The organism is Streptomyces sp. NPDC059524 (assembly GCF_042749255.1).
Taxonomy (GTDB): domain Bacteria; phylum Actinomycetota; class Actinomycetes; order Streptomycetales; family Streptomycetaceae; genus Streptomyces; species Streptomyces xanthii.
The window spans coordinates 1-19,436 of sequence record NZ_JBHYTK010000145.1; the positions used below are offsets into that span (position 1 = coordinate 1).

20 protein-coding genes and 1 tRNA gene are annotated in these 19,436 nt (G+C 72.1%); 13 read left to right on the forward strand and 8 right to left on the reverse strand.

The window, feature by feature from the left end; genetic code table 11:
• Positions 1-111: 111 nt before the first annotated feature.
• Both ACFW9D_RS30420 and ACFW9D_RS30425 read right to left on the reverse strand, forming a co-directional pair.
• Positions 112-1,992 carry an AAA family ATPase gene (locus ACFW9D_RS30420; protein ID WP_188340066.1) on the reverse strand — a complete coding sequence of 627 codons (1,881 nt, stop codon included), beginning with the start codon at positions 1,990-1,992 and terminating at the stop codon, positions 112-114.
• Positions 1,993-2,399: 407 nt separating this feature from the next.
• Positions 2,400-3,050: a uridine kinase gene (locus tag ACFW9D_RS30425; RefSeq protein ID WP_384627168.1), complete on the reverse strand. Its 651-nt coding sequence runs from the start codon at positions 3,048-3,050 to the stop codon at positions 2,400-2,402.
• A gap of 236 nt (positions 3,051-3,286) precedes the next feature.
• Here ACFW9D_RS30425 and ACFW9D_RS30430 point away from each other — a divergent pair, with 236 nt between their 5' ends.
• Both ACFW9D_RS30430 and ACFW9D_RS30435 read left to right on the forward strand, forming a co-directional pair.
• Positions 3,287-4,678 carry a peptidase C39 family protein gene (locus tag ACFW9D_RS30430; protein ID WP_384627170.1) on the forward strand — a complete coding sequence of 464 codons (1,392 nt, stop codon included), beginning with the start codon at positions 3,287-3,289 and terminating at the stop codon, positions 4,676-4,678.
• A gap of 132 nt (positions 4,679-4,810) precedes the next feature.
• On the forward strand, positions 4,811-4,960 hold the full coding sequence (locus tag ACFW9D_RS30435) for an SCO1431 family membrane protein (protein WP_384627172.1): 150 nt from the start codon (positions 4,811-4,813) through the stop codon (positions 4,958-4,960).
• Positions 4,961-5,028: 68 nt separating this feature from the next.
• Here the strand turns inward: ACFW9D_RS30435 and ACFW9D_RS30440 are convergent, their stop codons facing one another.
• Complete coding sequence (locus tag ACFW9D_RS30440) at positions 5,029-6,270, reverse strand: glycoside hydrolase family 18 protein (RefSeq protein ID WP_384627174.1); 1,242 nt, start codon at positions 6,268-6,270, stop codon at positions 5,029-5,031.
• A gap of 352 nt (positions 6,271-6,622) precedes the next feature.
• On the opposite strand from ACFW9D_RS30440, the gene ACFW9D_RS30445 reads away from it, so the two are divergent.
• Positions 6,623-7,786: an acyl-CoA dehydrogenase family protein gene (locus ACFW9D_RS30445; RefSeq protein WP_384627176.1), complete on the forward strand. Its 1,164-nt coding sequence runs from the start codon at positions 6,623-6,625 to the stop codon at positions 7,784-7,786.
• On the opposite strand, the gene ACFW9D_RS30450 is transcribed toward ACFW9D_RS30445, so the two are convergent.
• Positions 7,749-8,045, reverse strand: a complete 297-nt coding sequence (locus tag ACFW9D_RS30450) for a hypothetical protein (RefSeq protein ID WP_384627178.1) — start codon at positions 8,043-8,045, stop codon at positions 7,749-7,751. The genes ACFW9D_RS30445 and ACFW9D_RS30450 overlap by 38 nt on opposite strands.
• A 352-nt stretch (positions 8,046-8,397) precedes the next feature.
• Between ACFW9D_RS30450 and ACFW9D_RS30455 the strand changes: the two genes are divergently transcribed.
• Together ACFW9D_RS30455 and ACFW9D_RS30460 are read left to right on the forward strand one after the other, a co-directional pair.
• Positions 8,398-9,534, forward strand: coding sequence for a hypothetical protein (locus ACFW9D_RS30455; RefSeq protein WP_384627181.1), 1,137 nt, complete (start codon positions 8,398-8,400; stop codon positions 9,532-9,534).
• A 61-nt stretch (positions 9,535-9,595) separates the two neighbouring features.
• Positions 9,596-10,696: a phosphotransferase family protein gene (locus ACFW9D_RS30460; protein WP_384627183.1), complete on the forward strand. Its 1,101-nt coding sequence runs from the start codon at positions 9,596-9,598 to the stop codon at positions 10,694-10,696.
• 7 nt (positions 10,697-10,703) lie between these two features.
• Here the strand turns inward: ACFW9D_RS30460 and ACFW9D_RS30465 are convergent, their stop codons facing one another.
• Positions 10,704-11,147 (reverse strand): hypothetical protein, encoded by a 444-nt coding sequence (locus tag ACFW9D_RS30465; RefSeq protein WP_188340075.1) that lies wholly within the window; start codon positions 11,145-11,147, stop codon positions 10,704-10,706.
• A 257-nt stretch (positions 11,148-11,404) separates the two neighbouring features.
• Between ACFW9D_RS30465 and ACFW9D_RS30470 the strand changes: the two genes are divergently transcribed.
• Both ACFW9D_RS30470 and ACFW9D_RS30475 read left to right on the forward strand, forming a co-directional pair.
• Entirely contained in the window at positions 11,405-11,845 is a 441-nt protein-coding gene (locus ACFW9D_RS30470) for an Lrp/AsnC family transcriptional regulator (protein WP_188340076.1), read from the forward strand.
• Positions 11,846-11,933: 88 nt separating this feature from the next.
• The gene (locus tag ACFW9D_RS30475; protein WP_384627186.1) at positions 11,934-13,547 is read left to right on the forward strand and encodes an amidohydrolase; all 1,614 of its coding nucleotides are present in this window, start codon (positions 11,934-11,936) and stop codon (positions 13,545-13,547) included.
• 387 nt (positions 13,548-13,934) lie between these two features.
• Here the strand turns inward: ACFW9D_RS30475 and ACFW9D_RS30480 are convergent, their stop codons facing one another.
• Complete coding sequence (locus tag ACFW9D_RS30480) at positions 13,935-15,221, reverse strand: PTS transporter subunit EIIC (protein ID WP_384627189.1); 1,287 nt, start codon at positions 15,219-15,221, stop codon at positions 13,935-13,937.
• Positions 15,222-15,365: 144 nt separating this feature from the next.
• Between ACFW9D_RS30480 and ACFW9D_RS30485 the strand changes: the two genes are divergently transcribed.
• The 4 genes from ACFW9D_RS30485 to rdgB all read left to right on the forward strand — a co-directional run bounded on the left by ACFW9D_RS30485 (position 15,366) and on the right by rdgB (position 17,673).
• Positions 15,366-15,656, forward strand: coding sequence for a glucose PTS transporter subunit EIIB (locus ACFW9D_RS30485; protein ID WP_161303827.1), 291 nt, complete (start codon positions 15,366-15,368; stop codon positions 15,654-15,656).
• Positions 15,657-15,759: 103 nt separating this feature from the next.
• The gene (gene rph / locus ACFW9D_RS30490; RefSeq protein ID WP_384627192.1) at positions 15,760-16,506 is read left to right on the forward strand and encodes a ribonuclease PH; all 747 of its coding nucleotides are present in this window, start codon (positions 15,760-15,762) and stop codon (positions 16,504-16,506) included.
• Positions 16,507-16,628: 122 nt separating this feature from the next.
• Positions 16,629-17,030: a hypothetical protein gene (locus ACFW9D_RS30495; protein ID WP_384627194.1), complete on the forward strand. Its 402-nt coding sequence runs from the start codon at positions 16,629-16,631 to the stop codon at positions 17,028-17,030.
• 37 nt (positions 17,031-17,067) lie between these two features.
• Positions 17,068-17,673, forward strand: a complete 606-nt coding sequence (gene rdgB / locus ACFW9D_RS30500; protein ID WP_384627196.1) for an RdgB/HAM1 family non-canonical purine NTP pyrophosphatase — start codon at positions 17,068-17,070, stop codon at positions 17,671-17,673.
• Positions 17,674-17,747: 74 nt separating this feature from the next.
• Here rdgB and ACFW9D_RS30505 read toward each other — a convergent pair.
• Positions 17,748-17,831: transfer RNA gene (locus ACFW9D_RS30505), tRNA-Leu, on the reverse strand.
• A 97-nt stretch (positions 17,832-17,928) separates the two neighbouring features.
• Positions 17,929-18,396, reverse strand: a complete 468-nt coding sequence (gene bcp / locus ACFW9D_RS30510) for a thioredoxin-dependent thiol peroxidase (RefSeq protein ID WP_188338658.1) — start codon at positions 18,394-18,396, stop codon at positions 17,929-17,931.
• A gap of 174 nt (positions 18,397-18,570) precedes the next feature.
• Between bcp and ACFW9D_RS30515 the strand changes: the two genes are divergently transcribed.
• Together ACFW9D_RS30515 and ACFW9D_RS30520 are read left to right on the forward strand one after the other, a co-directional pair.
• On the forward strand, positions 18,571-18,918 hold the full coding sequence (locus ACFW9D_RS30515) for a DUF3618 domain-containing protein (protein ID WP_188338659.1): 348 nt from the start codon (positions 18,571-18,573) through the stop codon (positions 18,916-18,918).
• Between the two features lie 97 nt (positions 18,919-19,015).
• Positions 19,016-19,318, forward strand: a complete 303-nt coding sequence (locus tag ACFW9D_RS30520; RefSeq protein ID WP_188341534.1) for a co-chaperone GroES — start codon at positions 19,016-19,018, stop codon at positions 19,316-19,318.
• Positions 19,319-19,436 lie beyond the last annotated feature (118 nt).

Here is a 19,436-nt window from a genome sequence, read left to right on the forward strand (position 1 = left end):
CCTGAAATGCGACGCGAAGCGTCTGCATTTCAGGGGCGCGGGGAACTGCGCGACCAGCCACGACGGACCGGCACCCGGCGACGAACCGGCGAACCCACGGCGTGACCCGCCCTAGAACCCGGCACCCCCACGCGGCCCCCGCCCCGAGAGGACCTCCCCGTACGCCTGCATGAGATCGGCCAGCCGAAGCGTCGCCAGGTCGTCCCGCGTGGGCTCGACCAGATACCCGGTCAGCCGAAGGTCCCGGTACGCACAGGACTTCTCGTAGAGCGTCCGCAGGAACCGCCCGTTCCCGAGCTCGTCGATCCACCCCTGGTCGACCACGTGCCCGGCGATGGACCGCAGCTCCTCCAGCGCCTCCTCGTCCCACACGTCCCCGTTCTCCCCCGCGAGCACCTCCCCGATGGACGTGAGCTCGAGCGGCCGGTACGAGGGGAAGTCGACCCGGGTCGTGAAGCGGGACGACAGCCCCGGATTGGCGGCGAGCAGCCGGTCCATCCCCTCGGGATATCCGGCGAGGATCACCACCAGATGGTCCCGGTTGTCCTCGGCCCGCTTCAGCAGCACCTGAAGGGCCTCGTCCCCGTACGCGTCCCCCTTGCCGTACCCGGAGTTGGACAGCGCGTACGCCTCGTCCACGAAGAGGACGCCGCCGAGCGCCGAGTCGATCAGCTCGTTGGCCTTCACCGCCGTCTGGCCGAGGTACTCGCCGACTAGATCCGCGCGCTGGGCCTCCACGAGGTGATCGCCGCCGAGCAGCCCGAGCGCGTAGAAGACCCGGCCGAGGATGCGCGCCACGGTCGTCTTGCCGGTGCCCGAGGGACCGGAGAAGACGAAGTGCCGCTTCGGCGGCTGCACGGGCAGGCCCTGGCCGGCCCGCAGCCGCGCCATGTTCAACTGCGCGGACAGCGCCTTGACCTGGCGCTTGACCGGCTCCAGGCCGACCATCCGCTCCAGCTCGGCGAGCGCCTCCTCCAGCAGGGCGGGGTCCGCGGGCCCGGTGGGCAGCGGCGGCGGCACCGGCACCACGGCCTTCTCCCGCACGATGTCCGTCTCCTCGGGCGGGGGACCCGAGGACGCGCCCGGCGGCGGCAGGTCGGGGCCGGAGACCAGCAGATCGCGGCCGTCGCTCTCGTAGAGCGGGTCCACCGACTCCGCGCCGTCGAGGCCGTCCTGGTACCCGGTGAGCAGCGGCGCGAGATCGGAGCCGTCCGCGAGGTCGGCCAGGCCGTCGCCCTCGGAGATCGCGGCGAGCCGCGCGGAGGTGTCCATGAACGCGGGGTCGACCCGGTGGACGGCCCGGTACAGCGGCAGCGCGGCCGCCGAGCGGCCCGTGCCCTCGTGCGCCCGCGCCAGCCAGTACCGCAGTTCCTTGCGCTGGGGCTGCTCGCTGCGGCAGCGCATCAGTGCGGCGGAGAGCAGCGGCTCCGCCTGCCCGTACATCTCGAGCCGCACCCGGGCCATGCCGCCGAACAGGCCGGCCTCGATGCCGAGCAGCGGGTCGTCGATCAGCGCCTCGGTGTGCCGGACCAGCTGCTCCCAGTCCTTGACCAGGTAGGCCCGGCATGCGTGCAGGAAGCGGACGTGCCGGTCCGCGTCGACCGGCGGCAGCGTGGCCAGGGCCCGGTCGAGCTCGGGCACGTGCCGGCCGTCCAGCCAGTGCGAGGCGTGCGCGAGTAAGAGATCACGCGGCTGCTCCAGCACCGGCTGCACCCACCAGCCCAGCCAATACCAGGAGTTGAGCGTCCTGCGGTGCCGTGTGCGCTGCTCGCCGAAGCGGTCCCGGTGCCGGAACATCCGCAGCAGCGCCGTCGTCGTGTCGACCCGCAGCGCGTGCAGTCCGAGCCAGCCGTCTGCCATGCCCGGGTCGATCCGGACGGCGGCCTTGAACTCCTCCTCCGCCTGCGGATAGGCGCCCATCGTGTAGGCGTCGACGCCTCGCAGCCAGGCGAGGTCGGCCGGGCCCGTCGGCGTGCCGGTGCCGAAGTCCATCACGTCCCCCACATGCCGTGCCCCCGATGAACCGCTCTGTCTTGGACGGGAGTTGCCACGATGCGGACAGCGAGCCGTCCCAGGCCGCACCGAGAGGCATCGTACCCGCGCGGGCAGGGTGGACCGTAGGGCGCGAAGGGGTCGGATCGGGGCGATCGCCGAGGATCCGGTGCAGGTGGGGGCGGTGCCCGATGGTGACCCTGGGTGAGCAGGCGGCGCCGCGCCGAGACCGGTTTGCGGCTTTGAGGGCAGAACGAAGCCCCCGATCACGGGGGAACAACCGGGGGCTTCGCGTCTGCGGGGCGGCCTCCGAAGGCCGCACATTCAGAACGTAAGTCCTGTACGGCCCCTCGGTCAAGCGGAGTTGAGGCACTCCGGGAAACTCGTGGAAGGCGCTTTCCGCGGGGTCAGCGCACCGCTGGCGGACCTTCACGGTGAGTGACGGAACGGTGCTTCGGCGGGGTCACGGAGGGCCCTTGGCGCATCATGTACCCCTCCGGCTTCTCCTTGCACTCGCGCACCAATTCGTCCGCGAACGGCCAGGACGGGTCGAGGGCGAAGTGTGCGCGCTCCGCGGGGATCCACCCGTCCCAGAAGGCACGTTGGGGCTCACCGTCCCGGGCCCGCCCACGCGCCCAGGACGCCTCGGACGGCAGATCCAGCCACAGGAGCCGCGCCAGGAACGGCCGGATCGCGCTCCGTCCCGCGCCGACCCCCTCGATCAGCACCACGTCGGCGGCCGGAAGCGCGCGCACGGCACCGAACCGGCGCGCGTTCCAGTCGTACGTCTCGTAGTGCGCCGTCTCGCCCCGGGAGAGCGGCGCGAGCACCTGGGCGCGCAGCCGCTCGGTCCACGCGAACAGGGCGTCGTGGCTCGCGATGTCGTCGAGGCGCAGCACGGGCGCCCCGCCGAGCGCCGCCGCGAGCCGGGTCGCGAACGTCGACTTGCCGGAACCCGCGTGCCCGTCGACGCCGATCAGGCGCACGGGACCGCAGGAGGGCGGCAGTCGGCGCAGCCGGTCGGCGTACGGGGCGAGGGGTGCGTGCGCGTGGTCCACAGCGGTCAGGGTACGTGCCCGCGTACGCCGGTCGAGCAGGTGGCACCGCAGGTCATGCCAGTGGTGGAGACCAATATTGATGGGGTGACCGGAGGCGAAACGCTGGTGGAAATCCCGCTCCGGCGGCCATAGTTGGCGCACTGTTCCACCAGGAAGCACACCCCGCGTGCGCGCCTTCAGCGCCTCCCGCCCCGTCCGTACCGTCCGTCCGACCCGTCGACTGGGGGAACCACCTGATGACCCGACCCGATCCCGACACCGTCGAGCACCTCGAGTCCCGTATGTCCCGCAGAAGCCTGCTCGCGGCGGCCGCGGGCGTCGCGCTCGCCGCCACGGCGGCCGGTACCGCGAGCGCCGCGCCCCTCGCCCCCGGCGCGAAGGCGGCGCCCCGCGCCGTGGACAACCACGCGTGGGTGACCCTCGCCGACTGGCTCTCCGGCACCGGGCGCGGCACCCGCACCGTCGCCGGCGCCCGCCCGGGCCTGACCCTCGACCGCCCCGCGGGCACCCGCTCGTACACCGACCCGCATCTGAACCGGACGGCCGACTGGGAGTACGCGACCTGGACCTCGCCGGTCCACACGCTCTCCGTCCCCGCCACCGAGGTCATCGCCTCCTGGAACGCGCGCACCCCCGCCGGCACCTGGATCGAGGTCGAGCTGCAGGGCACGTACAGCGACGGCGGGAAGACGCCCTGGTACGTGATGGGCCGCTGGACCGCGGGGGACGACAAGGACGCCGACATCCGCCGCACTTCCGTCGACGACCAGAGCGACGGGAAGTCCAGCATCTGGACGGACACCTTCTCGATCGACGACGCGGCCTCCGGGCTGCGGCTCGTCTCCTACCGGCTGCGGCTGACCCTGCTGCGCACCCCGGGCGCCGACACCGCGCCGACCGTGTGGCGGCTCGGCGCGATGGGCTCCGACGTCCCGGACCGCTTCACCGTCCCGGCCTCCGCCCCGGGCCTGGCCGCCGAGCTGAAGGTCCCGCGCTACTCGCAGAACATCCACGCCGGCCAGTACCCCGAGTACGACAACGGCGGCGAGGCCTGGTGCAGCCCGACCTCCTCGCAGATGATCATCGAGTACTGGGGCCGCGAGCCCAGCTCCGACGACCTGTCCTGGGTGAACCCGGACTACGCGGACCCGCAGGTCTGCCACGCCGCGCGTTTTACGTATGACTACCAGTACGAGGGCTGCGGCAACTGGCCGTTCAACGCCGCCTACGCCGCCACGTACAAGGACCTGCAGGGTGTCGTCACCCGGCTCTCCTCCCTCACGGACCTGGAGACGCTGATCGCCGCGGGCATCCCGGCCATAACGTCTCAGTCGTTCCTCAAGGAGGAGCTGACCGGCGCCGGCTACGGGACCTCGGGCCATCTGATGACGGTCATCGGCTTCACCGCCGACGGCGACGTGATCGCCAACGACCCCGCCTCGCCGAACGACCCGGCGGTCCGCCGCGTCTACAAGCGGCGCGAGTGGGAGAACATCTGGCTGCGCACCAAGCGCTACAACTCCACCGGCAAGGTCGTCTCCGGCACGGGCGGCGTCTGCTACCTGTACTTCCCGGCCCGGCCGTCGTCCCGCCAGCGCAAGGCGCTCGCCGCCGTGGGCGTGCGCTGACGGGCGGCCGCGCCGCCGCGTGACCAACGTCTCGGCCGCACCCGGCCGAGGCGGTGGCATGGTGGTGAGGGAGCCGCCGGGGAGACCGGCTCCCGGGGAATCACCATCACGTCCACGAACAGCGAGACAGTCATGACCGCGAGCTCCGCCACCGCACCCGCCGCCGCACGCACCCGCACGGGTGGCCCGCGGGAGGACGGCCCGAAGATCCTCGAGCACGTCCTCGGCTGGACCTTCGTGGTCGTGCTCGCGATGCTCGTGACCCAGCTCGGCTGGATGTGAGCCGTACATGACGGAGGGCGGGGCCCGGCGCAGCCGGACCCCGCCCCTCGTGCGTCTGGTGCCTCGCGTCAGCTGATGGCCTTGATCAGCTCACCGTTCGACGTGTCGCCGGACAGCTCCCAGAAGAAGGTGCCGCCGAGGCCCTGACTGTTCTTGTAGTCCATCTTCCCGGCGATGGTCGCCGGGGTGTCGTAGGACCACCAGTTGGTGCCGCAGTACGCGTAAGCGGTGCCGCCGACCGTGCCCGTCGCCGGGCACTTGGTCTTGAGCTCCTTGTAGTCGTCGATGCCCTGCTCGTACTTGCCCGCCGCGGGGCCGGTCGCCGTGCCACCGGGCTTCTCCTGCGTCACGCCGGTCCAGCCGCGCCCGTAGAACCCGATGCCGAGCAGCAGCTTGGAGGCCGGGACGCCCATCGCCTTGAGCTTGGTGATGGTGGCGTCCGAGTTGTACCCGGCCTTGGGAATGCCGTCGTACGCGGTGAGCGGGGAGTGCGGGGCGGTCGGGCCCTGCGCGTCCCAGGCGCCGAAGAAGTCGTACGTCATCGGGTTGTACCAGTCGACGTACTGGGCTGCGCCCGCGTAGTCGGCGGCGTCGAGCTTGCCGCCCTCGGAGGCGTCGGCCGGGATGGCGGACGTGATCAGGTAGTCCGCGCCGAACTTCGAACGCAGCCCCGCCATCAGGTCCTTGTACGCGGCCCGGCCGCTGGTGTCGCAGGTCAGGCCGCAGGCGTTCGGGTACTCCCAGTCGATGTCGATGCCGTCGAAGACGTCGGCCCACTTGGAGTTCTCGACGAGGTCGTAGCAGGACTGGGCGAAGGCGGCGGGGTTCTTGGCCGCCTCCGTGAAGCCGCCGGACCAGGTCCAACCGCCGAAGGACCAGAGGATCTTGAGGTCCGGGTGGAGCTTCTTGAGCTTGCGCAGCTGGTTGAAGTTGCCGCGCAGCTCCTGGTCCCAGGTGTCGGCGGCGCCGTCCACGGACTGGTCCGCGGTGTACGCCTTGTCGGTCGCGGCGTAGGCGTCGCCCATGGTGCACTTGCCGCCCTGGACGTTGCCGAAGGCGTAGTTGATGTGGGTGAGCTTGTCGGCCGAGCCGGAGGTCTCGATGTTCTTGACGTGGTAGTTCCGGTCGTAGACACCCCACTCCGTGAAGTAGCCGACGACTTTCGAGCCGGCCGCCGCCTGGGGGGAGCCGGCGGTCTCGCGTGCGGTGGCGGTGCCCGCGGAGGCGAGCAGTCCGGCGCCGAGGACGGCGCAGCACGCGGCGGAGACGAGCGCCTTGAACGAGGCGCGCGGGAGGTGCGGTCGGAGCATCGTGTCTCCTCGTGGGGGAGGGGAGCGTGGGGGAAGTGGTGCTGGACCTGCGGGCAGGACACTAGAAGGACTAGACCAGTGCGTCAATGGTCCGAACCAATCCGCTCCGATTCCGGCCACGCGCCGGGCCGCGCTCTTGCGCGGTTCGAGCGCACGCGAAAAACTTTCAGTAAGCGGTCGTTAACTAGTGACGCGGGCTTCCGGATCGGGAATACTCAACACGCCGCAACCGCTGGTCAGCCGCTTCTGAGACCCAGAACGGCAGCATCGGTTCCGGTAGTGACCACCCCCCGGTGGCGCCGCTCAACCCCGCGGCCGCCACCGCAGCGCCCGCCCAGAGGAGAGCGTCGTTATGCCGGAGTCAGGAGTCGAGCGGCAGCTGCCGACGGACGAAGCCCGCGACCTGTTGCAGCTGGTCCGTGACATCGCCCAGCGGGAGATCGCCCCGCGCGCCGCCGAGGAGGAGGAAGCCGGGCGGTTCCCGCGCGACACCTTCGCCCTCCTGTCCTCCTCGGGACTGCTCGGCCTGCCCTACGACTCCGAGTTCGGTGGCGGCGACCAGCCCTACGAGGTCTACCTCCAGGTCCTCGAGGAGCTCGCGGCCGCCCGCCTCACCGTGGGCCTCGGCGTCAGCGTGCACTCGCTGGCCTGTCACGCCCTGGCGAACTTCGGCACCAAGGAGCAGCGCTCGGAGCACCTGCCCGACATGCTCGCCGGCGGTCTGCTCGGCGCGTACTGCCTGTCCGAGCCGGCCTCCGGGTCCGACGCGGCGTCGCTGCGCACCAAGGCGGTCCGCGAGGGCGGCGACTGGGTGCTCGACGGCACCAAGGCCTGGATCACCCACGGCGGCGTCGCCGACTTCTACACGGTCCTGGCCCGCAGCGGCGGCGAGGGCGCCCGGGGGATCACCGCGTACCTGGTGCCCGGTGACGCGGAGGGGCTGAGCGCCGCGGCGCCCGAGAAGAAGATGGGCATGAAGGGCTCGCCCACGGCCCAGATCCACTTCGACGGGGTGCGGATCCCCGACGCCCGCCGCATCGGGGACGAGGGGCAGGGCTTCCAGATCGCCCTGGCCGCGCTCGACTCCGGCCGGCTCGGCATCGCCGCCTGCGCGATCGGCGTCGCCCAGGCCGCGCTCGACGCGGCGATCGAGTACGCCAAGGGCCGTTCGCAGTTCGGCCGGCCCATCGCCGACTTCCAGGGCCTGCGCTTCATGCTCGCCGACATGGCGACGCAGATCGAGGCGGGCCGCGCGCTGTACCTCTCGGCGGCGCGGCTGCGCGACGCCGGACTGCCGTTCTCCAAGCAGGCCGCCATGGCCAAGCTGCTGTGCACGGACGCGGCGATGAAGGTCACCACGGACGCGGTCCAGGTCTTCGGCGGGTACGGCTACACGGCCGACTTCCCGGTCGAGCGCTACATGCGCGAGGCGAAGGTGCTGCAGATCGTCGAGGGCACCAACCAGATCCAGCGGATGGTCATCGCTCGTCACCTCGCGGGTCCGGAGACTCGCTGAGCGCTCCGCCGAACTCCCCGGTCCGCACGGTGGGCGCGACCAGTCGCGCCCACTCGGGGTCCGGCCGCCCCGGCAGTGTCCGCCCCCGGTCGGCCCAGGAAGCGAGCAGCTCCCGGTAGATCGGCGGGTCCTGCGGTTCGGGGGCGCGCGCCGCGGGCTTGCGGGAGGCCCGCTGCTGAACCGATTCTGCGGGGGCCGGGACGAGGGCGCGCCTGCGGCGTCCGGTGGGCGCGGGGACGGCGGTCTGCGTCGGGGTCATGCCAGGTCAACGGCCGCGGCCGTACCGGAGTCACCTCCGGCGCCTATCGAGCGTGAGTTCGTGGCATAACCGTGCGCGTGCCCGGGAGGCGCCGCCGCGCGGGTGCGATCAGCCGCGTGCGACGCGTGCGACGCGTGCGACGCGTGTGCGCCGCGCCCTCGGCGCGGGCCTTCGACGAGGGCCTGCGGTGAATGTCTTCGGTGCAGGCCTGAAGGCGGCGCACGGCGCCGGCCCGGCAACCCGCCCCCGCATCTGGTGCCCGCCCGTGATCTGACGTACCGTCAACTCCGCCGCCGGGCAGGCCGTACCCCTCCGGGCGACGTCAACTGCCGTGCGCCGGAGGAGAATTGCCGTGGCCGAAGACGACCGTCCCGTGGCTCTCGACGAGTACCCGATCCATCAGGTGCCGCTGTCGATGAAGCACGTCGCCACGAGCGACCGCAACGCCTACGACCGTTGCATCTTCCATCTCGTCGACCCCACCGGCGAGTTCCTGCTCATCCTCGGACTCGGCGTCTACCCCAACCTGGGGGTTATCGACGCCTACGCCACCCTGCGCGTCGGCGACACCCTGCACGCCGTGCGCGCCTCGGACGCGCTGAGCGACGAGACCCGCATGGAGCTGAGAGTCGGCCCGCTGCGCATCCACGTCGAGCGGCCGCTCCACGACTTCGTCCTGAGCTGCGCCGCCGACCCCGACGACCCCGACGGACTCTCCTACGAGATCAACTGGAGCGCCGACTTCCCCGCCTTGTGGGAACCGCACCACCTCCAGCGCCGCGGTGGCCGCCTCACCCTGGAGGGCCGGCGCTTCGTGCAGGCCGGACACTGCGACGGCCGGCTCCGCGTCGGCGGCCGCGACGTCGACGTACGGGGCTGGACCGGCACCCGCGACCGCAGCTGGGGCGTGCGGCCCATCCCCGGCGAGGAGGGCGGGCGGCTCGCGCAGGAGAACCCCGCCGAGGGCTTCCACTGGATCTGGGCCCCGGTGCGCTTCGCCGACCGCTTCCTCATGGTCGTCCTCCAGGAGGACGCCGACGGCTTCCGCACCCTCAACGACGCCACCCTCGTGCGCCCCGGGCACCGCGACCGCCAACTCGGCTGGCCCCAGGCCGACATCACCTACCGCCCCGGCACCCGCCACCCCGAGCGGGCGGTCGTCCACCTCATCGACCCCGTCGACCGCAAACCCCTGGAACTCGGCGTCGAGATCCTCGCGTCCTCACCGCTCGCCGTCGGCGCGGGCTACCCGCCGGCCGACGACTGGCAGCACGGCACCTGGCAGGGCCGCGACTGGACCGACCGCCGCGCCTACGGCCTCTCCGACCCCGCCGCGCACCCGCTCGCCGGTTACGGCGTCATCGACCACGCGGCCCGCTTCACCCTCGACGGACAGGTCGGCCACGGCATCTTCGAGCACGGCAGCTTCGGACGGCACGACCCCAGCGGCTTCACCGGCTTCGACTCGACGGCCCCCGCCCGTCCCTGAGCCCCGGACCGGGCCGCACCACCGACATCTGAACACCGGTACACACAGAGGGAGTCCGGCCATGGCCACGGCACCGCGCCCCCGCACCTCCACCCGCGAACCCGAGGAGCTCGCCCGCCGGCTCGGCGCCTGGCTGGACCGCCGGCTGCCGGGCGCCCGCGCGGTCAACGTCGCCGTCCCCGAGTCCAACGGCATGTCGAGCGAGACGCTCCTCTTCGACATCGAGCACCCGGACCCGCCCGTGCGGGCCTGCGCCCTCCGGCTCGCCGCCGACCCCTCCGCGTACACGGTCTTCCCCGAGTACGACATGCCGCGGCAGTACCGCACGATGCGCCTCGCCGCCCGCACCGGACTGCCGGTGCCCGCCGTGCTCTGGCTCGAGGAGGACCCCGAACCGCTCGGCGCGCCCTTCTTCGTCATGGAGCGCGTCGCCGGCCGCGTACCGCCCGACGTCATGCCCTACACGTACGAGGGCAACTGGCTGCACGCCGCCACCGACGCCGAGCGCGCGGAACTGGAGGACGCCAGCGTCCGCCTGCTCGCCCGGCTGCACGACGGCGTCCCCGCCAAGGAGGCCGGCTTCCTGGAACTGCCCGGAGAGGGCAGCCCGCTGCGCCGCCACGTCGACGCCCAACGCGCCTACTACGCCTGGGTGGTGGAGGGCCGGCCCCGCTCACCCCTGATCGAGAGCGCCTTCGACCGGCTCGCGCGGCTGTGGCCGGACGAGGAGGGCGAGGCGGTGCTCAACTGGGGCGACGCCCGCATCGGCAACGTCATCTACGACGGCTTCACCCCCGCCGCGGTCCTCGACTGGGAGATGGCGGCGCTCGCCCCGCGCGAGGTCGACCTCGGCTGGACCGTCTATCTCCACCGCTTCTTTCAGGACCTCACCGAGAGCTTCGGCCAGTCCGGACTGCCCGGCTTCCTGCGCCGCGACCGCGTCGAGGCGCGCTACGCGGACCTGACCGGACACACCCCGCGCGACATGGACTTCTACACGCTCTACGCAGCCCTGCGGCACGCCGTCGTGATGCTCCGCGTCGCCTACCGGCAGGTGCACTTCGGCGAGGCCGCCGTACCCGCGGATCCGGACACACTGATCCTGCACCACGACAGTCTGCGGGCCATGGTGCAGGGCAGTTACTGGAACGGGCGGGACTGAGCGCGCGTCAGGCCGCGCGGCGGTCCCGCTGCCGGGGCACCTGGATCGGGCGCGAACCGGGGCCGCCCACGTGCGAGAACGGCTGCGTGCGCCAGTCGAGCCCCTGAGGGAGCGTCAACAGCAGCGCGGTGTCCTGCTCCTGGGCGCCGGTCAGCTCGTCCGCCGCGGCCGCGTCCGCGGCCGCGCGACCGGTGCCCGCGCACACGGTGAGCCCGAACGGGTTCCACGCCGAGGTCACGTGCGCGTGCTCGGGCAGCACGTCCTCGTCGGCCAGAAGGGCGATGGGCTGCGAGCAGTCCGGGCAGATCACCCGGTACATCTCGAAGGTGTCGTACGCGTCGAGGTCGTCCCCGTCGAAGACGTCGGGTTCGACGCCCTCCGGCTGGGGCTCGACGACCGCCTGCTTGCGGCCACGTGCGGCAGTGCGTCCGGGACGCTTCACACTCTGCATGGGAATCTCCCCCTCGGGTGGGCCGGCCGCGGATGTCCTTGAGTCGCGGGCCTCGGCCACAGCAAGCACTTCCCGCCCGGTACCCGGGGTAATCGCGCCATGCCCGCGGACACGGCTCCAGACGTGTGGTCTTGGTCACATGCCGTGTGGGTGTGCCGGATGCGAGGTAGGCGAGAGGCCCGCTTCACCCCGTTCCGGGCGGCCGGCTGCGCCGCTCCGGTATCCGGCGGGATCAAGTGACCGGTAGGTTCGTCGCCATGGAGGAGCTCGACCGACAGATTGTGCAGCTGCTCGTCAAGGACGGGCGGATGAGCTACACCGACCTGGGCAAGGCCACGGGCCTGTCCACCTCGGCGGTGCACCAGCGCGTGCGCCGGCTCGAACAGCGCGGCGTGATCCGGGGCTACGGCGCGATCGTGGACCCCGAGGCGGTCGGGCTGCCGCTCACCGCGTTCATCTCGGTGAAGCCGTTCGACCCGAGCGCCCCCGACGACATCGCGGAGCGCCTCGCCGGCGTCCCCGAGATCGAGGCCTGCCACAGCGTCGCCGGAGACGAGAACTACATCCTCAAGGTGCGCGTCGAGACCCCCCTCGAGCTGGAGAACCTGCTCACCCGGGTCCGCTCCCTCGCCGGCGTCTCCACCCGCACCACGGTCGTCCTCTCCACCCCCTATGAGGCCCGCCCGCCCCGCATCTGACCCCGCGACGCCCGCGGCGCCGCTCCCGCAGCGCGACATTTGGGACCCCGGCACCGGACCGGGGCACCCCGCGCGGGAGACTGTCCCCATGAGCACGCCCCCCAGCACCCGTACCGTCCTCCTGCGCCGCGGCGAGGTCCACAGTCCCGCCGACCCCTTCGCCACCGCCATGGTCGTGGAGGCCGGGCACGTCGCCTGGGTCGGCTCGGAAGGCGCGGCGGACGCGTTCGCGGACGGGGTCGACGAGGTCGTCGACCTCGACGGGGCGCTCGTCACCCCGGCGTTCACCGACGCCCATGTGCACACCACGTCGACCGGCCTGGCCCTGACCGGCCTCGACCTGACCGGCGCCCGCTCCCGCGCCGAGGCACTGACCCTCGTACGGCGGCACGCCGACGACCACCCCGAGGACCGGGTGCTGCTCGGCCACGGCTGGGACGCCGCGCGCTGGCCCGAGGACCGTCCGCCGTCGCGCGGGGAGCTCGACGAGGCCACCGGCGGCCGCCCCCTGTACCTCTCCCGCATCGACGTGCACTCCGCCGTCGTCACCACCGCCCTGCTCGACCTCGTGCCCGGCGTCGCGGACCGCCCCGGCTTCAGCCCCGACGGGCCGCTCACCCGCGACGCCCACCATGCCGTCCGGGCCGCAGCCCTCGGCGCGGTCGGCTCCCGCCAGCGCACCGAGGCCCAGCGCGCCGCCCTGCGCCGGGCCGCCTCCCTCGGCATCGGTTCCGTCCACGAGTGCGGCGGCCCCGACATCTCCTCCGAGGACGACTTCACCGGGCTCCTCGACCTCGCCCGCTCCGAGCCGGGCCCCCGCGTCGTCGGCTACTGGGCCGACCGGGACATCGAGCGCGCCCGCGGCCTCGGCGCGCTCGGCGCCGCCGGCGACCTCTTCGTGGACGGCGCCCTCGGCTCCCACACCGCGTGCCTGCACGAGCCGTACGCCGACGCCGCGCACACCGGCACCGCCTACCTGAGCGCCGAGGACGTCGCCGCCCACGTCGTCGCCTGCACCGAGGCCGGACTCCAGGCCGGCTTCCACGCCATCGGCGACGCCGCGGTCACCGCGGTCGTCGACGGGGTGCGCGCCGCCGTCGACAAGGTGGGCCTCGCCCGCGTACGGGCCGCCCGGCACCGCGTCGAGCACGCCGAGATGCTCAGCCCCGAAAGCATCGCCGCCTTCGCCGAGTTCGGCCTCACCGCCTCCGTGCAGCCCGCCTTCGACGCCCTGTGGGGCGGCGCGGAGGGCATGTACGCCGACCGGCTCGGCGCCGAGCGCGCCCGTGCCCTCAACCCGTACGCGGCCCTGCTGCGGGCCGGTGTGCCGCTCGCCTTCGGCTCCGACAGCCCCGTCACTCCGCTGGACCCGTGGGGCACCATCCGCGCCGCCGCCTTCCACCGGACCCCCGAGCACCGGGTGTCCGTCCGCGCCGCCTTCACCGCGCACACCCGCGGCGGCTGGCGCGCCGTCGGCCGCGACGACGCGGGCATGCTCGTGCCCGGCGCCCCCGCCGACTACGCCGTCTGGCGCACCGACGAGCTGATCGTGCAGGCGCCCGACGACCGGGTGGCCCGCTGGTCCACCGACCCGCGCTCCGGCACCCCCGGCCTGCCCGACCTCACGCCCGGCGCCCAACTGCCGGTCTGCCTGCGGACGGTGGTCTCCGGTCAGACCGTCTTCGTACGGCCGGAAGAGTGATGTGCGCGGGCGGTGTGCGACCCGCTCCGGATCGGCACCGTCCCGCACGACCTGCGCATCCTCGGCCCTGACCAGGCGAGTTCAGGGAGAGGCGCAGGTCAATCGGCTGTTGACAGGACGCGGAGGTCGGCCGGTAGGTTCTGCCGGGTCCACCACCTCCAGGTACGACCGGGGAATTCCGCGCAGTCGTCGAACGCAGCCGGATCACGGGGTGGGGGGGCCCCCCGCGCCCCACCCGCGCGGTGCGGGACCCGCGCCCGCCCCCCGGGGGGCCGGGCCGGGGCGGCCGGGGGGGCGGGGGGGGCCCCGGCCCCCCCGATGACGCGACCCCCCCGCCCCTGGGGGGGGGGGGCCCTTCGCGGAGGGGGTCGGTCGGCGGGGAGCCGGTCACGCCTTGGTGACGTCCTCGACCTCCTCCTCGGGTTCGCGGCCCGGGGTCTTGAGGTCGAACTTCGTGATCGCGAACCGGAAGACCGCGTAGTACACGACTGCGAATCCCAGGCCGATCGGAATGATCAGCCAGGGTTTGGTCGCGAGCCCCCAGTTGATGACGTAGTCGATCAGGCCCGCGGAGAAGCTGAAGCCGTCCTTGACCCCGAGCCCCCAGGTCACCGCCATCGAGACACCGGTGAGGACCGCGTGCACCGCGTACAGGGCGGGGGCGATGAAGACGAAGGAGTACTCGATCGGCTCGGTGATGCCCGTGACGAACGAGGTCGCCGCGATCGAGACCATCATGCCGCCGACCGCCTTGCGCCGCTCCGGCCGTGCGCAGTGGTACATCGCGAGGCAGGCCGCCGGCAGGGCGAACATCATGATCGGGAAGAAGCCCGTCTGGTAGATGCCCGCGTGCGGGTCGCCGCTGAGGAACATGTTGATGTCGCCGTGCACCGTGGTGCCGTCCGGCTTGGTGTACGAGCCGAACTGGAACCACAGCGGGACGTTCAGGAACTGGTGCAGGCCGATGACCAGCAGCGCGCGGTTCGCGACGCCGAAGATGCCGGAGCCGATGGCGCCCAGGTCCTGGAGCCAGTTCGAGAAGCTCTCCAGGCCGTCACCGATCGGCGGCCAGACCCACAGGCACAGGACGGCGACCACGATGCCGACGAACGCCATGATGATCGGGACGAGCCGGCGGCCGTTGAAGAAGCCCAGCCACGACACCAGCTTGGTGCGGTGGAAGCGGACCCAGAAGAAGGCCGCGAGCAGGCCGATGACGATGCCGCCGAACACGCCCGGGTTCTGGTACGTGGCGGCGGCCGCCGCCTTGCTCGAGTAGTCGATGCACACCCCGCCCGCGAGGGCCTGGCCCTTGGGGCAGTCCACCGGGAACTGGTGCAGCACGCCCCGGTACACGAGGAAGCCGGCCACCGCCGCGAGCGCGGTCGAGCCGTCCGCCTTCTTCGCCATGCCGATCGCGACACCGATGCAGAACAGGAGCGGCAGACCCAGGTCGGAGTCGAGCAGCGCACCGCCCGCACCTGCAAACACCTTCGCGACATCGGTCCAGCCGAGACCGTCGTCGCCGAACACGTCGGGCTGGCCGAGCCGGTTGACGATGCCCGCGGCCGGGAGCACGGCGATGGGCAGCTGAAGGCTGCGGCCCATCTTCTGGAGGCCCTGGAAGAAGTTGCTCCACGGGCTCGGGCGGGCTGCGGCGGCTTCGGAGCTCATGGTCGTCCTCCCGGAACAGAGCAACGGTCGGCGGGCGTTGGATAGAGTGGTCAACTGGTGTAGACCAGTTGCGGGACGGGTCGGCCCACGTGCTCGTCATCTTTCGTCACGGGTGGCGTCACCGCTCGCGAAGTTGAGCCAACCGTGGGTTACCGTGACAAAGCGGCCCAAAGGCGGGCCCGGAGAAACAGGGAGAACGAAATGGCCACGAAGGCTGAGAAGATCGTCGCCGGGCTCGGCGGGCTCGACAACATCGAAGAGGTCGAGGGCTGCATCACCCGCCTGCGCACCGAGGTCATCGACCCCTCCAAGGTCGACGAGGCCGCCCTCAAGGCCGCCGGCGCCCACGGCGTCGTCAAGATGGGCACCGCCATCCAGGTCGTCATCGGCACCGACGCCGACCCGATCGCCGCCGACATCGAAGACATGATGTGACGCACTGACCCGTCACCCGACGTCCCCCCGACGTCATCCGAAGGCCCCGCCGCCCCTCCACCGGACAGCGGGGCCTTCCCCGTACCGGGATACGCTCACCCCTATGTCTCGCATCGACGGCCGCACCCCCGAACAGCTCCGCCCGATCACCATCGAACGCGGCTGGAGCAAGCACGCCGAAGGCTCCGTCCTCGTCTCCTTCGGCGACACCAAGGTCTTCTGCACCGCCTCCTTCACCGAAGGCGTCCCCCGCTGGCGCAAGGGCAGCGGCGAGGGCTGGGTCACCGCCGAGTACTCGATGCTGCCCCGCGCCACCAACACCCGCGGCGACCGCGAGTCCGTCCGCGGCAAGATCGGCGGCCGCACCCACGAGATCAGCCGCCTCATCGGCCGCTCGCTGCGCGCCGTCATCGACTACAAGGCCCTCGGCGAGAACACGATCGTCCTCGACTGCGACGTCCTCCAGGCCGACGGCGGCACCCGCACCGCCGCCATCACCGGCGCCTACGTGGCCCTCGCCGACGCCATCGCCTGGGGCCAGGGCAAGAAGCTCATCAAGGCCGGCCGCAAGCCCCTCACCGGCACCGTCGCCGCCGTCTCCGTCGGCATCGTCGACGGCGTCCCCCTCCTCGACCTCCGCTACGAGGAGGACGTCCGCGCCGACACCGACATGAACGTCGTGTGCACCGGCGACGGCCGCTTCGTCGAGGTCCAGGGCACCGCCGAGGCCGAGCCCTTCGCCCGCGACGAGCTCAACTCCCTGCTCGACCTCGCCGTTCTGGGCTGCGACGAGCTGGCCGCCGCGCAGCGCAAGGCACTTGAGAGCACCCTCGGCAAAGACCTCGCCTAGGTAAAGAACTTCCCAAGCAGGGTGGCAACCACCCAGCCACCGACTGCGTCACTACGGACAGGTGGACGGCGCACCACAACGGCCGTCGCCCGCCCGTCCGTACATCAGGGGAGGACCGTTCCATGCCCGCGCGCCGACGATCCCGTCACCGCCGTCTCGCCGTACTCGCCGCCGCCGCGGCACTGATCGCCGTCCCGGCCGCCGCCGGCTGCTCCGCCGTCGACAAGGCCCTCGACTGCGTCCGGACCGCCGACGCCATCGCCGACAGCGTCGTCGACCTCCAGCAAGCCGTGGAGAACGCGGCGAACGACCCGACGCAGGCGAGCGAGGCGCTCGACTCCATCGACAAGAACCTCGACGAGATCAGCGACAAGACCGACAACGCCGACGTGTCGAAGGCCGTCGACGATCTCGGCACGGCCGTGGACAACGTCCGTACGTCCATCAAGAACGGCGACGCGACCCCCGACGTCGAGCCCGTCACCGACGCCGCGAGCGAACTGACCAAGGTCTGCACCCCGTAACCGGGCCCCGCACGCCCGGGCCGCGATACTGGGAGGCATGACCCGCCTCATCCTCGCCACCCGCAACAACGGCAAGATCGTCGAACTGCGCTCGATCCTCGCCGACGCAGGCCTGCCCCACGACCTCGTCGGCGCGGACGCGTACCCCGACGTCCCGGACGTGCGCGAAACCGGCGTCACCTTCGCCGAGAACGCCCTGCTCAAGGCGCACGCCCTGGCCAAGGCCACCGGTCTGCCCGCCGTCGCCGACGACTCCGGCCTCTGCGTCGACGTCCTCGGCGGCGCCCCCGGCATCTTCTCCGCGCGCTGGGCCGGCCGCCACGGCGACGACCGGGCCAACCTCGACCTGCTCCTTGCCCAGCTCGGCGACATCGACGAGGACCGCCACCGCACGGCCCACTTCGCCTGCGCCGCCGCCCTCGCCCTGCCCGACGGCACGGAGCGCGTCGTCGAGGGCCAACTCCGCGGCCTCCTGCGCCACAAGCCCTCCGGCACCAACGGCTTCGGCTACGACCCGATCCTCCAGCCCGACGGCGAGACCCGCACCTGCGCCGAACTCACCCCGGCCGAGAAGAACGCGATCTCCCACCGCGGCAAGGCGTTCCGGGCGCTGGTCCCGGTGGTGAAGGAACTGCTGGGCTGAGGCGCCGCTGAGTCCGCGTCACGTACGGCGAAGGGGCCGCCCGGTGGTCCGGGCGGCCCCTTCGCGGTGCCGCGTGCGGTCGGAGGGACTCGAACCCTCACGGGATTTCTCCCACCGGGACCTAAACCCGGCGTGACTGCCAATTCCACCACGACCGCAATAAAACGGACATTCAGCCTCTCGGGTGAATGCCGCTCCGTCAGTGTACGGCCGGGGGTGGCGGCGCCGGGCGGGAGATCCGCCGGTTGCCCGGTGCTAGATCCCCAGGTCCTTGATGATCTTGGCTACGTGGCCGGTGGCCTTCACGTTGTAGAGGGCTCGTTCGACCTTGCCCTCCTCGTCGACGATCACCGTGGAGCGGATCACTCCGGTGACGACCTTGCCGTAGAGCTTCTTCTCGCCGTAGGCGCCGTAGGCCTCCAGGACCTTCTTGTCGGGGTCGCCGACCAGGGTGACCTTGAGGTTCTCCTTCTCGCGGAACTTGGCGAGCTTCTCCGGCTTGTCGGGCGAGACGCCGATGACGTCGTAGCCGGCGCCGGCCAGCACGTCGAGGTTGTCCGTGAAGTCGCAGGCCTGCTTGGTGCAGCCGGGGGTCAGGGCGGCCGGGTAGAAGTAGACGATCGTCTTGCGGCCCTTGTGGTCGGCGAGGGAGACCTCGTTGCCGTCGGCGTCGGGAAGGGTGAAGGCGGGGGCGGTGTCGCCGGGCTGCAGTCGCTCGCTCATGTCGCTCGCATCTCCTCGCGGGTGGGTGACTCAGCCCGAGCGTAATGCGGGGAATGGGGGTGCCGGGGGGTGCGGGGGGCGGCGAGCTGACAGACTGTCTGTCAGTACAGTCCAGTAGCACAGTCCACCAGCACGGCAGAGTGCGGTAAACGCAGCGATCACGGAGGCAGCGCGGTGTCGGACACGTCCAGCAGGTCGGATACGCCGGAGACGCGGACGCCGGCGCAGATCGAGGCGGACATCAAGCGCCGCCGTGACGCCCTGGCCGAGACGCTCGACGAGATCGGGGTGCGGGTGCACCCCAAGACGATCGTCGGCGACGCGAAGGCCAAGGTCGCAGCCCAGGTCGACCACACCCTCGGGCGGGCCTACGTCAGCGCCAACCGGTTCGTCTCGGACGTCAAGGGACAGCTCGTCACCGACGAGGGTGCGCCGCGCCTGGAGCGGATCGTTCCCGTCGCGCTGCTCGCGGTCGGGGTCGTCGGGCTCCTCACGGTGCGTTCGCGGCGTCGCAAGGGCTGACCCTGGGGAGTCGGCGGGCGCCGGGGCAGGTAAGTTCGTCGCCGTGAGCGCCAACGACAAGCACAGCACCCACCACGACGACAAGCTGCCCATCCGGATGCTCCACGACCGGGTGCTCGTGCGGCAGGACGCCTCCGAGGGCGAGCGGCGCAGTGGTGGCGGCATCCTCATCCCCGCCACGGCGGCGGTCGGCAAGCGGCTGGCCTGGGCCGAGGTCGTCGCGGTCGGGCAGAACGTGCGGACCGTGGAGCCCGGGGACCGGGTGCTGTACGACCCCGAGGACAGGGCCGAGGTCGAGGTGCGCGGGGTGGCCTACGTGCTGATGCGCGAGCGGGACCTGCACGCTGTCGCCGCGGACCGCTTCGAGGGCTCCGAGGACTCCACGGGCCTTTACCTCTGACACTGCGGGAGGGGGGGGGGGGGGGGTGGTCCTGACGCGGTTTGGGGGGGGGGTGGGTGGGGGGGGGGTGGGGGGCGGTCTGGCGGGTGCGCGGGGGGGGCGGGGGGCGCGGCCCGGG

Excerpts from the sequence above, each read along its gene's own strand:
- ACFW9D_RS30430 (WP_384627170.1), top strand. The coding sequence starts at position 3,287 with ATGACCCGACCCGATCCCGACACCGTCGAGCACCTCGAGTCCCGTATG.
- ACFW9D_RS30445 (WP_384627176.1), top strand. The coding sequence starts at position 6,623 with ATGCCGGAGTCAGGAGTCGAGCGGCAGCTGCCGACGGACGAAGCCCGC.
- ACFW9D_RS30520 (WP_188341534.1), top strand. The coding sequence starts at position 19,016 with ATGCTCCACGACCGGGTGCTCGTGCGGCAGGACGCCTCCGAGGGCGAG.
- ACFW9D_RS30460 (WP_384627183.1), top strand. The coding sequence starts at position 9,596 with ATGGCCACGGCACCGCGCCCCCGCACCTCCACCCGCGAACCCGAGGAG.
- ACFW9D_RS30440 (WP_384627174.1), bottom strand. The coding sequence starts at position 6,270 with ATGCTCCGACCGCACCTCCCGCGCGCCTCGTTCAAGGCGCTCGTCTCC.
- rdgB (WP_384627196.1), top strand. The coding sequence starts at position 17,068 with ATGACCCGCCTCATCCTCGCCACCCGCAACAACGGCAAGATCGTCGAA.
- ACFW9D_RS30465 (WP_188340075.1), bottom strand. The coding sequence starts at position 11,147 with ATGCAGAGTGTGAAGCGTCCCGGACGCACTGCCGCACGTGGCCGCAAG.
- bcp (WP_188338658.1), bottom strand. The coding sequence starts at position 18,396 with ATGAGCGAGCGACTGCAGCCCGGCGACACCGCCCCCGCCTTCACCCTT.
- rph (WP_384627192.1), top strand. The coding sequence starts at position 15,760 with ATGTCTCGCATCGACGGCCGCACCCCCGAACAGCTCCGCCCGATCACC.
- ACFW9D_RS30480 (WP_384627189.1), bottom strand. The coding sequence starts at position 15,221 with ATGAGCTCCGAAGCCGCCGCAGCCCGCCCGAGCCCGTGGAGCAACTTC.
- ACFW9D_RS30495 (WP_384627194.1), top strand. The coding sequence starts at position 16,629 with ATGCCCGCGCGCCGACGATCCCGTCACCGCCGTCTCGCCGTACTCGCC.
- ACFW9D_RS30470 (WP_188340076.1), top strand. The coding sequence starts at position 11,405 with ATGGAGGAGCTCGACCGACAGATTGTGCAGCTGCTCGTCAAGGACGGG.
- ACFW9D_RS30420 (WP_188340066.1), bottom strand. The coding sequence starts at position 1,992 with ATGGACTTCGGCACCGGCACGCCGACGGGCCCGGCCGACCTCGCCTGG.
- ACFW9D_RS30475 (WP_384627186.1), top strand. The coding sequence starts at position 11,934 with ATGAGCACGCCCCCCAGCACCCGTACCGTCCTCCTGCGCCGCGGCGAG.
- ACFW9D_RS30435 (WP_384627172.1), top strand. The coding sequence starts at position 4,811 with ATGACCGCGAGCTCCGCCACCGCACCCGCCGCCGCACGCACCCGCACG.
- ACFW9D_RS30450 (WP_384627178.1), bottom strand. The coding sequence starts at position 8,045 with ATGACCCCGACGCAGACCGCCGTCCCCGCGCCCACCGGACGCCGCAGG.